This is a genomic window from Wenyingzhuangia gilva (assembly GCF_030519655.1).
Lineage (GTDB): Bacteria > Bacteroidota > Bacteroidia > Flavobacteriales > Flavobacteriaceae > Wenyingzhuangia > Wenyingzhuangia gilva.
On the sequence record NZ_JAUMIT010000006.1, the window covers coordinates 15,204 to 26,592 of the forward strand.

General features: G+C 31.1%; 8 protein-coding genes. 7 read left to right on the forward strand and 1 reads right to left on the reverse strand.

The genetic code is table 11. The annotated features are described in order from the left end of the window. Positions 1-15: 15 nt before the first annotated feature. Together porV and QVZ41_RS11540 are read left to right on the forward strand one after the other, a co-directional pair. Positions 16-1,110, forward strand: a complete 1,095-nt coding sequence (gene porV, locus QVZ41_RS11535; protein WP_302884737.1) for a type IX secretion system outer membrane channel protein PorV — start codon at positions 16-18, stop codon at positions 1,108-1,110. A 68-nt stretch (positions 1,111-1,178) separates the two neighbouring features. Then, on the forward strand, positions 1,179-2,249 hold the full coding sequence (locus QVZ41_RS11540; RefSeq protein ID WP_302884738.1) for a 3-oxoacyl-ACP synthase III family protein: 1,071 nt from the start codon (positions 1,179-1,181) through the stop codon (positions 2,247-2,249). 3 nt (positions 2,250-2,252) lie between these two features. On the opposite strand, the gene tsaD is transcribed toward QVZ41_RS11540, so the two are convergent. Then, positions 2,253-3,275, reverse strand: a complete 1,023-nt coding sequence (gene tsaD, locus QVZ41_RS11545; protein ID WP_302884739.1) for a tRNA (adenosine(37)-N6)-threonylcarbamoyltransferase complex transferase subunit TsaD — start codon at positions 3,273-3,275, stop codon at positions 2,253-2,255. 120 nt (positions 3,276-3,395) lie between these two features. On the opposite strand from tsaD, the gene QVZ41_RS11550 reads away from it, so the two are divergent. From QVZ41_RS11550 to QVZ41_RS11570, 5 genes are all read left to right on the forward strand, one after another. After that, a complete protein-coding gene (locus QVZ41_RS11550) occupies positions 3,396-7,721 on the forward strand; it encodes a translocation/assembly module TamB domain-containing protein (protein WP_302884740.1) in 4,326 nt (1,441 codons plus the stop codon). 42 nt (positions 7,722-7,763) lie between these two features. After that, complete coding sequence (locus QVZ41_RS11555) at positions 7,764-8,672, forward strand: sugar phosphate nucleotidyltransferase (protein ID WP_302884741.1); 909 nt, start codon at positions 7,764-7,766, stop codon at positions 8,670-8,672. A 157-nt stretch (positions 8,673-8,829) separates the two neighbouring features. Further along, positions 8,830-9,816: a 6-phosphofructokinase gene (gene pfkA / locus QVZ41_RS11560; RefSeq protein WP_302884743.1), complete on the forward strand. Its 987-nt coding sequence runs from the start codon at positions 8,830-8,832 to the stop codon at positions 9,814-9,816. Between the two features lie 46 nt (positions 9,817-9,862). Continuing rightward, positions 9,863-10,858: a type I glyceraldehyde-3-phosphate dehydrogenase gene (gap, locus tag QVZ41_RS11565; protein ID WP_073119708.1), complete on the forward strand. Its 996-nt coding sequence runs from the start codon at positions 9,863-9,865 to the stop codon at positions 10,856-10,858. 145 nt (positions 10,859-11,003) lie between these two features. Further along, complete coding sequence (locus QVZ41_RS11570; RefSeq protein ID WP_302884744.1) at positions 11,004-11,366, forward strand: methylglyoxal synthase; 363 nt, start codon at positions 11,004-11,006, stop codon at positions 11,364-11,366. Positions 11,367-11,389 lie beyond the last annotated feature (23 nt).

An 11,389-nucleotide genomic window follows, 5' to 3' on the forward strand; every position in this document is an offset into this window, starting at 1 on the left:
AACTATATGAATTTTATGAAACTAAAAAGTCACTATACTTTGCTGTTAGCCGTTTTAGGATTTCAGACATATGCTCAAAACAACACGATTACAACAGTAGCACCATTTTTAAATATTGTTACAGATGCTAGAGCAGCAGGTATGGGAGACACAGGAGTTGCAACAACTGCCGATGGAAATGCAATTTATCACAACGCCGCAAAAATGGTGTTTCACAAAAAAGAAGTAACAGTAGCCGTAAACTATACCCCATGGTTAAGAAATTTAACAGATGATATTTATGTTGGAAATTTAAGTTACCAACAAAGAATTGATGAAAGAAGTGCTTTTGGGGGAGGAATCAAATATTTTAATTATGGTGAGGTACAAATAAATGACGGATCTAATTCAGCATCTACTACAGCCTCTCCTTATGAATTAGCCATTGATGGAGCTTATTCGTTAAAATTGAGTAACAACTATTCTATGGCTGTTGCCTTAAGATATATTCGTTCTGATTTAACTATTTCAGGAACAAACCTTAATGATAATGAACCAACCAATGCTTTTGCAGTAGATATTTCAGGATATTACATGTCAGATGAAATGGCTTTTGATGGATTTAATGGGGTTGCCAGAGCCGGTTTTAACATTAGTAATGTTGGACCAAAAGTAACCGTTTTATCAGGAGAAGGATTTTTACCCACCAATTTAAAACTAGGAGGTGGTTTTGATTTTATTGTTGATGATTTTAATCAATTAGGGGTAACCTTAGAATTCACCAAACTTTTAGTGCCTGCAGTAGGAGGTGAAGATCAAAACTTTTTACAAGGAATGTTTGGATCTTTTTCTGATGCACCAGGAGGATTTAAAGAAGAATTACAAGAAGTAACTATTGGTATTGGAGCAGAATATTTGTATAACAATGCTTTTGCCTTTAGAGCAGGATATTTTAAAGAAAACGAAAATAAAGGAAATAGAAACTTTTTTACATTAGGAGCAGGTTTTAAAGCAAGTTCTTTTAATGTTGACCTTTCTTACTTAGCAAGTAACGCTGTTGTAAACAATCCACTAGAAAACACGCTTAGATTCTCTATATCTTTTGATTTAGGGGATATTTACGAGTACTAATCATAAAAATATATTTACATTTGAACCGGCGTTATTTTATAACGCCGGTTTTTTGATATTTATAGCGTATGTATAAAAATGTAATCATTACAGGTACAGGTAGTGCCATTCCTAATAAAGTAGTAAAGAATAACGATTTTAATAACCATGTTTTTTTAAATGAAGATGGAACTTTATTTGAAAAAGAGAATGGAGAAATTATCGATAAGTTTCAGGCTATTACAGGAATTGAAGAAAGGAGATATGCCGAAGACAACATTAATACATCTGATTTAGCATCAGAAGCTTCCTTAAAAGCTATTCAAGCAGCAAACATCAACAAAGAACAGTTAGATTTAATTATTGTAGCTCATAATTTTGGAGATGTAAAAAAAGGAAGTATTCAAGGAGATTTTTTACCAAGTATTGCAACTAGAGTTAAGAACAAGTTAGGAATTCAAAATCCTAATTGTGTGGCTTATGATATTTTATTTGGATGTCCTGGTTGGGTTCAGGCCATGATTCAAGCCAATCAAGCTATAAAGGCAGGTGAAGCAAAAAAAGCGTTGATTATTGGAGCAGAAACTTTGTCAAGAGTGGTCGACAAAAGTGATAGAGATAGCATGATTTTTTCTGATGGGGCAGGGGCGACTATTATAGAACTCATAGAGGAGGATAAAGAAAGAGGGATTTTAAGTACCGCAGCTCAAACCTTCGCCATAGAAGAAGCAGGATATTTATATTCGGGTGCAACTTATAATAAAGATCAAGACCAAGATATTAATTATATTAAAATGTTAGGTCGTAAAATATATGAGTTTGCTTTGGTAAATGTTCCAGCAGCCATTAAAGTAGCCATGGACAAAAGAGGTTTAGATATTGATGATATCAACCAAATATTTTTACATCAAGCCAATGAAAAAATGGATGAAGCGATTGTAAAAAGATTATACAGATTATACAGAAAGCCTGTTAAAAAGAATGTGATGCCTATGTCTATTCAAAAACTTGGAAACAATTCTGTAGCTACAGTTCCAATTTTATATGATATGGTTTTGAATAATCAAGTAAAAAATCATACAATAGCAAAAGATGATATTGTAATTTTTGCATCTGTAGGAGCAGGGATGAACATCAATGCAATTATTTATAAATTGTAAAATTTAAGAGTTTACTTTTAATCTAGGGTTTGCAGTAATACTTTGGTCATCAAACAAACCTAATCTATATTTTTGATAAGCAGTTACAGCAATCATGGCTGCATTGTCTGTAGTATATTCAAATTTAGGAATGTAAGATTTCCATCCAAAATGCTTTTGAGCATCAGTAAGACGTTTTCTTATTTCTGAATTAGCAGAAACACCTCCTGCAATGGCTACTTGTTTAATTCCCGTTTCTTTTACTGCCTTTTTTATTTTATCCATTAAAATTTCTGCAATCGTGTTTTGAACACTAGCACAAATATTTTCTAGGTTTTCTTCGATAAAATTAGGGTTCTCTTTTACTTCTTTTTGAATAAAATATAAGATGGCAGTTTTTAATCCACTAAAACTAAAATGATGTTCTTTTACTTTGGGCTTAGAAAAGGTATAAACAGCTTTTCCAGTTTTAGCATATTTATCAATTAAAGGACCTCCTGGGTAAGGCAAGCCTAAAATTTTTGCAGTTTTGTCATAAGCTTCTCCAACAGCATCATCAATGGTTTCTCCTAAAATTTCCATGCTAAAATAATTACTGATTTTAACAATTTGTGTGTGTCCACCACTAATGGTTAAACATAAAAATGGAAATGTAGGTTTTTGCTCGCTAGCATCATCAATAAAATGAGCGAGAATATGAGCCTGCATATGGTTAACGCCAATTAATGGAATTTCTAAAGCCAAAGCCAAAGACTTTGCAAAAGAAGTCCCTACTAATAAAGACCCCATTAATCCAGGTCCTTGTGTAAACGCAATAGCATTTAATTGTTCTTTGGTTATATTAGCTTGTTTTAAAGCGGTTTCTACTACAGGTAAAATATTTTGTTGGTGCGCTCTTGATGCTAATTCGGGAACCACTCCACCATATTTTGAATGTACTTCTTGATTGGCTACAATATTAGAAAGAATCTGTTCGTTACATATTACAGAAGCACTGGTGTCATCGCAAGAAGATTCTATTGCTAAGATGTAGGTTTTATCAAGCATAATTACAGTTTAATTAACTAATTTAGTGGCACAAATTTAACGTTTATAAAAACAATAATAAAAATACTCGGTCGATTTTTACTTGCAGTGGTTGCCCTACTACTTTTGCTAGTTATTTCCTTGCAATTTGGTAAAACACAACTATTGATTACCGAGCGTATTTTTAAATATTTAGAAGATGATTTTGATGTTTCTTTTCAAGTAGAAGCTATTAAAATTAATCCTTTTGGAGAGTTTGAAATCCATAACTTTATAATTAGAGATCATCATCAAGATACTTTAATTTACGCTCAAGATACCAAAGGTAGATTGGTAGATTTACATAATCTTAAAAATAAAATTCTTTCTTTTGCTGATGTAGAAGTTATTAATGGAGGTGTGAATGATATTATTTATCCAGGAGAAGATTCAGGAAGTTTAAGCATTTTTTCTTCTAAGTTTGGTAAAAGCAAAAAAGGTTCTAAACCTTTGGTGTTAAAATTTAATGAAGTTTTAACCACCAATTTAGGATACTCGTTAACCAAGAATGATGATTATGTTGTTGATTTTAACAAAGTATCGGGTCATATAAAAACATTAAAAATTAATGGTCCTGACGTAGAAGTATTAACGGACTCGTTAAGTTTTGAAGATGTTTATAAAATAAAATATCAAAAACTAGAAACAGATTTTAAATATTCTCTGTCGAAAATGAGTTTTGATAAAACCCATATTCTTACAGATCATTCAGATTTATATTTAGATGTAGTGTTTAGTTATACCCCATCTGACTTTTCAGATTTTGTGTCAAAAGTAAATTTAAAAGGTGCTGTTCATCATGGAGAAGTTTCTTTAGAAGATATTGATAAAATTTATCCTCATTTTAATCATTACGAAAAAATAGATATTAGTTCAAAAGTTGAAGGAACACTAAATAATTTAAGATTGACCGATGCTAAAATGATTTCTAGAAATGAATCTTTAATTTTAGAAGGAGATTTGTTTTTAAAAAACAGTATTGATGATAGAGAGAATTTAAGGTTTAGAATTAAAAACGGAAATGTTGATTTAGTTCCAGAATATTTAAAAAAAATTGTTCCAGATCTTTATACTAGCAGTTTGCCAGAGGATTATGTAGGAATTAAAAAGTTAAATTTTCTTGGAGATTTAGAGGTAAGCTTAAAAAAATTAATTGTTAAAGGATTGGCTAAAACCAATATAGGAAACATTAATTTAGATGGTTTTATTAACAAACTTGATACACCTGATAAATACTTAGATGTATTAGTTTCTGATGGTTTTGTTCCGGAATTAAAACAAATTGAAGGATTAAAAAACATTAAATTTAAAGGAAAAGTAAAAGGAAATATAAGTCAAAAAAACCTAGATGTAAATGCAAAATTAGATTTTAGGAATTTGATGTATAAAAAACTAAAATTATCAAAATCAAACATAGATTTTCACATAGATAAAAATTCCTTTATTGCAGATTTTGAATCAAAAGACACTTTGCTAACATTTAAAACCAAAATCACTCAAAATAAAATCAATAAAAAAGAGGAATACAATTTTGATTTAGAAGTTACCAAAGCTAGGATAAGCGATCTTTTTCCAGAAGGGAATCACTATCAAAAAAATGTTACAGGTTCTGGTCAATTGACATTAATAAACAAACCAAACGAATTTTCTGTAAAAGGTTTAATTTCAGGATTGTATGTGGAAACGCCAAAAGATTCGCTAAAGTTAAGCGATATGAAAGTATCGTTACAGTCTAATGGTAAAAACAAAAATATTCTTATAGAGTCAAAAGACATTCTAAGTTTAGAAGGGGAAGGAGAATTTAATTTTGAAGATTTAAAAGTATTGGCAGAAAATGCACTTTACAAATTTATTCCAGGAACCTTAATTAGATCAGAAATAGCTAACCAAACATTGGTTTTTAAAATGCAAGTTTATCCAACTATTGTAAAGGTTTTTACAGATCAGTTTTGGTTAGATAATAATTTAACCATGTCTGGAGTATTAGATGCCAAAGGAGATAAAGGAGCTATTTACGCCAAAGTTCCATCTATTAGTTCAAAAGATTTAAAAGTTGATAATCTTGAGGTAACATTAGACAATTCAAATCTATGGATTAATTCTAATATTTCTATTCAGAAATTTAAATTTAAAAAACAAATTTACGAAGATTTATCTCTTTTAGGTAAAAAGGTAAATGATACACTTTTTGTTAGATCTAATTTTCAAAGTGATAAAATTAACAACCGAGCAGTATTTTATTTAACAACAGAAGATAAAGCAGTTTCTTTAGGAATTGAAAGTGTTTATTTTAAGTATTTAAATTCCTTGTGGGTTAACTTAGAAAATAAACGAAACAAAATACATTATAATTACGAAACAGGAGATTGGGCATTTCACGAAATTTCTTTTGCCAACGGAGAGCAAGAGTTTGAGTTTGATGGAACGGTAAAAAAAGACCATTCAAAAAACTTAAAGCTAACTTTAAAAAATATCAATTTAGAAGAAAATCTTCCAAGTATTGATAGTTTAAATGTTGGAGGAATAGCCAGTGGAGAAGTGTTTTTTAAAGAAAAAAACACCTTGTTAAAACCTAATGGTTCTTTAAAAGTAGAAAAGTTAAAAATCAATGGAATTGATTATGGAAACTTGGTAACGAGCATTGATCCTAATGATAAAAAATTAGGATATAATTTAAACTTTAATATTAGTAATCAAGATACTCAAAATATTGATGCTAGTGGAGAAATTATAGTAGATGAAAACAATTTTGGAGATTCTAAAATTGATTTAAAAGTGAATTTAAACAACTTAAGACTAGCCTCTTTAAGTCCTCTTGGACGAAATGTACTTTCGGCCATTAGAGGAAAAGCCAAAGGAAGTTTTACGGTAATCGGAAGTTTAAATGATTTTAATAGTTATGGAACTATTGATTTAAAAGGAGCAGGATTAAAATTTCCTTATTTAAACGTAGATTATAATTTTGTAGGTGATACAAAAATAGGCATTCAAGGAAAGAAATTTGTCTTTAATAAAATAGCTCTAAAAGATGCTATTTATAATACAGACGGGATTTTAGAAGGGGAAATTAATTACGATAAATACAACAATTGGAATTTAGATTTAAAAATTGATAGTAAGAATTTATTGGTTTTAAATACGGAACAAGAAGAAGATTCTAAATATTACGGAACTGCTTTTATGGACGGATTTGCCACAATTATTGGACCTACTACAGATTTAGCTATTAATGTATCAGGAACTACTTTGCCAAACACAAAATTTGTGCTTCCTATTAGCGATGTAAAGCAGGTTGAAAGCAATAGGTTTATTTACTTTAAAGAATCTGAAACAGATGAAGAATCAGAAGTAATTAATACGGGGACTATAGGAGGAATTACAGTTACATTAAATTTAGATATTACCAAAGACGCTTTGGGAGAAGTGGTTATTGATCAAACCTCAGGGAGTTCACTACAAGGTAGAACTGATGGAAGATTGTTGATTGACATAGACAAATTGTTTAACATTAGAATGTATGGCGATTTGGTGGTAGATGAAGGGCTCTATAATTTTAGATATGGTGGTTTTGTAAACAAACCTTTTGTGGTAAAAAAAGGTGGAACCGTATCGTGGAATGGAGATCCTTATAAAGCTGAATTAAACATAGAAGCGATTCATCATGTAAAGGCAAATCCAAAAGTACTTTTAGAAAGTTTAACTGTAAACCGAAAAATAGATGTTGATTTAATTACCAAGGTTACAGGAGAATTATTTAATTCTAATCAAGAATTTATCATCACCATTCCCAATGCCAGTTCAACTGTTTCTTCAGAGTTAGATTTTAAATTAAATATTGATGAGAATTCTAAAATGAGACAGTTTTTTTCACTATTGGTAACCAAGAATTTTTATGATGAAAACAACATCAACAATACAAGTTCTGTAATTACCAATACTACGTCTGAAATTATTTCAAATGCAGTAACTCAAATTTTTAATAAAGAAGAAGATAAGTTTCATATTAATTTTGGTTATACCTCAGGAGAAACCTCTAATGTAGAAGATCTGGCTATAGATGATCAAATTGATATTGGAGTGGCTACAGAAATTAATGATAGGGTTTTAATTAATGGTAAGTTAGGAGTACCCGTAGGAACAAAAACACAAACGGCAGTTGTTGGAGAGGTAAAAATTGAATTTTTGATAAACAAAGACGGTTCTTTACGTTCTTCAGTTTTTAATAGACAAAATGAAATTCAATATTCTGAAGAAGAACAGGGGTATACCCAAGGAATAGGATTAAGTTATCAGATAGATTTTAATAATTTAACCGAAATGTTACAAAAAATAGGACTTAAACAGAAGAAGAAAGAAAAGGCTAAAAAAGAAGAAGAATTTGAAATTACAGATGATAAATTGTTCTATATACTGCCAGATTTACTATAAAAGTCATATTTTTATCGACCTAATAAAACTTAACTCAAAAAAATGAATACATATACTTTGGTAGTGCTAGCTGCCGGAATGGGAAGCCGTTACGGTGGATTAAAGCAAATGGATACCATGTCTGAGGAAGGAGATACTATTATAGATTTTTCTATATATGATGCCATACAAGCAGGATTTACAAAAGTTGTATTTATTGTAAGAGAAGATTTTATAAAGCAATTTAAAGACATTTTTGATAAAAAATTAGCAGGAAAAATAGAGGTAGCCTATGTATGTCAAGAAATAGATAAAGTTCCAGCTGGCTACCCAATACATCCAGAAAGATCAAAACCATGGGGAACAGGTCATGCTTTATTAATGGCTAAAGATGTAGTAAAAGATAATTTTATAGTTATTAATGGTGATGATTTTTACAGCAGAGAAGCTTTTAAAAGTATTATAGGAGAGTTATCGACATTAGATAAAAATTCCTACAATATGTGTATGGTAGGCTATAGTTTAGACAAAACAATTTCAGACAATGGATATGTTTCTAGAGGTCAATGCTATGTGAATGAGAACCATGAGTTAACAGACGTAATAGAAAGAACTCACATAGAAAAAGTAGGAGAGAACATCATTAGAAAAGATGACGAAGGAAATTCGATAATTATGAAGGATGATACTATTGTTTCTATGAATTTTTGGGGATTTACACCAAAGTTTTTAGAAATTTTAGAGCAGGATTTTGAATATTTTATGAATGAAAGATCTGCTGAATTAAAAAGTGAATTCTTTATTCCTACAGTAGTTAGTAACGTAATACATGCTAATAGAGGAGTTGTAAAAGTACTAACCTCGGAGGCAAAATGGTATGGAGTAACTTATGCTGAAGACAAGCCTGTAGTTACAAAAGCCATTACAGAATTAAAGGAAAAAGGAGTTTATCCTAAACACCTTTGGTCTTAGAAAATAAGAATTATTTAATATAAAAGGAGTTGCTATTAAAAAGACTTTTTTAACTTTAAAAACTACAAAAATGCTCTATATCGTTTTCGTATTTAAATCTCAGCAAAGTTAATCAAGCCTGAATAATTACTACTTTTATGCATTATAAAATAATAATATGAGTACTAAAGTAACTAAAATAGCCGTAATGACTTCTGGAGGTGATGCTCCAGGTATGAATGCTGCGGTAAGAGCTGTTGTAAGAGCCTGTGTATTTAACAATATTGAATGTATGGGGGTTTTAAGAGGTTATCAAGGTTTGATAGATAACGAATTAATTCCTTTAGACTCTAGAAGTGTTAGAAATACTATTAGTAGAGGAGGTACTTTTTTGCAAACAGCACGTTCTGCAGCGTTTAGAACTCCTGAAGGTAGAGAGCAAGCTTATAAAAACTTTAAAGCAAACGGATTAGATGCTTTGATTGTTATTGGAGGTGATGGTTCTTTTACAGGAGGGATGATCTTTAATAAAGAATTTAAAGTTCCTGTCATTGGAATTCCTGGTACTATTGATAATGATATTTATGGAACTCAATTTACCTTAGGGTACGATACGGCTTTGAACACAGTTGTAGAAGCGATTGATAAAATTAGAGATACTGCATCTTCTCACAACAGATTGTTTTTTGTTGAAGTAATGGGACGTGATGCTGGATTTATTGCATTAAATGCAGGTATTGGAGCTGGAGCCGAAGAAATTTTAATTCCTGAGGAAAATTTAGGAATTGAAAGGTTGGTAGAGTCTTTAGAGAATAGTAAAAAATCTGGAAAAACATCAAGTATTGTTGTCGTTGCTGAAGGAGATAAGACAGGAAAAGGAGTTTTTGAATTAAAGGACTATGTTGAGAAAAATATGCCTGAATACGATGTACGTGTATCTGTATTAGGTCACATGCAAAGAGGAGGTTCTCCATCATGTTTTGATAGAGTATTGGCTGGTAGATTAGGAGTAAAAGCTGTAGATTTATTGTTAGGAGGACAATCAAACTTAATGGTTGGTATTAACAACAACGAAATTACGGCCATCAATTTAGAAAAAGCAGTAAAATTACACCACGATATTAACATGGACTTGTTAAGAGTGGCAGATATATTAAGTATCTAAACAAATTAAGAATAAACAAATTAATTAAATATATAATTAAATTATCATGGTAAAAATCGGAATTAACGGATTTGGTAGAATTGGTAGATTTGCATTCAGATCTGCAGTAGCAAGAGAAAACGTACAAGTTGTTGGTATCAACGATTTATTAGATGTTGAATATTTAGCTTACATGTTAAAGTATGATTCAGTTCACGGAGAATTTAAAGGAACTGTTGAGGTTGTTGATGGAGCTTTAGTTGTTAATGGAAATACAATCAGAATTACTGCTGAGCGTAACCCAGCTGACTTAAAGTGGGATGAAATTGGAGCTGATTATGTTATTGAATCTACAGGATTCTTTTTAACTAAAGAAAAAGCACAAGGTCACTTAGATGCAGGAGCTAAAAAAGTTGTTTTATCTGCACCATCTCCAGACGCACCTATGTTTGTAATGGGAGTTAACAACACTGAATTAAAAGCTGATGAGACTATTTTCTCTAACGCTTCTTGTACTACTAACTGTTTATCTCCTATCGCTAAAGTATTAAACGATAACTGGGGAATTTCTGAAGGGTTAATGACAACTGTACACGCTGCAACTGCAACTCAAAAAACTGTTGATGGTCCTTCTATGAAAGACTGGAGAGGTGGACGTTCTGCAATTCACAACATTATTCCTTCTTCTACAGGTGCTGCTAAAGCAGTAGGAAAAGTAATTCCTGCATTAAACGGAAAATTAACAGGTATGGCATTCCGTGTTCCTACTATGGATGTTTCTGTTGTTGATTTAACTGTAAAGTTAGAGAAGCCTGCAACTTATGCTGAAATTTGTGCTGCAATGAAAGCTGCCTCTGAAGGAGATATGGCTGGAGTTTTAGGATACACTGAAGATGCTGTAGTTTCTCAAGATTTCGTAGGTGATACTCGTACTTCTGTATTTGATGCATCTGCTGGTATCGCTTTAAACGATAACTTCGTAAAAGTTGTTTCTTGGTACGATAACGAAATTGGTTATTCTACTAAGATTGTTGACTTAATTGAATACTCTGCTTCTTTATAAGCATTAGATATACATTAAAAAAAGCCTCGTTTCTTAACAGAATCGAGGTTTTTTTATGAATTGATTTATAACAGTTTTATCACTGAAAATTAATAGAGGTTTCTTTTTATAGAAATTGATATATTGCAAGTATAAATATAGAATTATGGAAATAGCAATTATAGCTCATGATGGAAAAAAAGCTGATATGGTTCAGTTTTTAATGGAGCATAAAGAATTATTAAAAGCAAAAGGAATCAACTTGATTTCTACAGGTACTACAGGTTCAAAAGTAGAAGCTGCAGGATTAAATGTACATAGATTTTTATCTGGACCTTTAGGAGGTGATGCACAAATAGCAGCAAGAGTTGCAGAGGGAAAAACAGGAATGGTAATTTTCTTTAGAGATCCTTTAGAAAAGCATCCACATGAACCAGACATTTTTATGTTGATGCGTTTGTGTGATGTGTACAATGTACCTTTAGCAACCAATCCGGCTACGGCAGGTTTATTGATAAAATCAGTATAACAAAAAAGCTCAGTTTTTAACTG

Coding starts and splice junctions, on each gene's coding strand:
- QVZ41_RS11540 (WP_302884738.1), top strand. CDS start 1,179: ATGTATAAAAATGTAATCATTACAGGTACAGGTAGTGCCATTCCTAAT.
- QVZ41_RS11555 (WP_302884741.1), top strand. CDS start 7,764: ATGAATACATATACTTTGGTAGTGCTAGCTGCCGGAATGGGAAGCCGT.
- QVZ41_RS11570 (WP_302884744.1), top strand. CDS start 11,004: ATGGAAATAGCAATTATAGCTCATGATGGAAAAAAAGCTGATATGGTT.
- pfkA (WP_302884743.1), top strand. CDS start 8,830: ATGAGTACTAAAGTAACTAAAATAGCCGTAATGACTTCTGGAGGTGAT.
- porV (WP_302884737.1), top strand. CDS start 16: ATGAAACTAAAAAGTCACTATACTTTGCTGTTAGCCGTTTTAGGATTT.
- tsaD (WP_302884739.1), bottom strand. CDS start 3,275: ATGCTTGATAAAACCTACATCTTAGCAATAGAATCTTCTTGCGATGAC.
- gap (WP_073119708.1), top strand. CDS start 9,863: ATGGTAAAAATCGGAATTAACGGATTTGGTAGAATTGGTAGATTTGCA.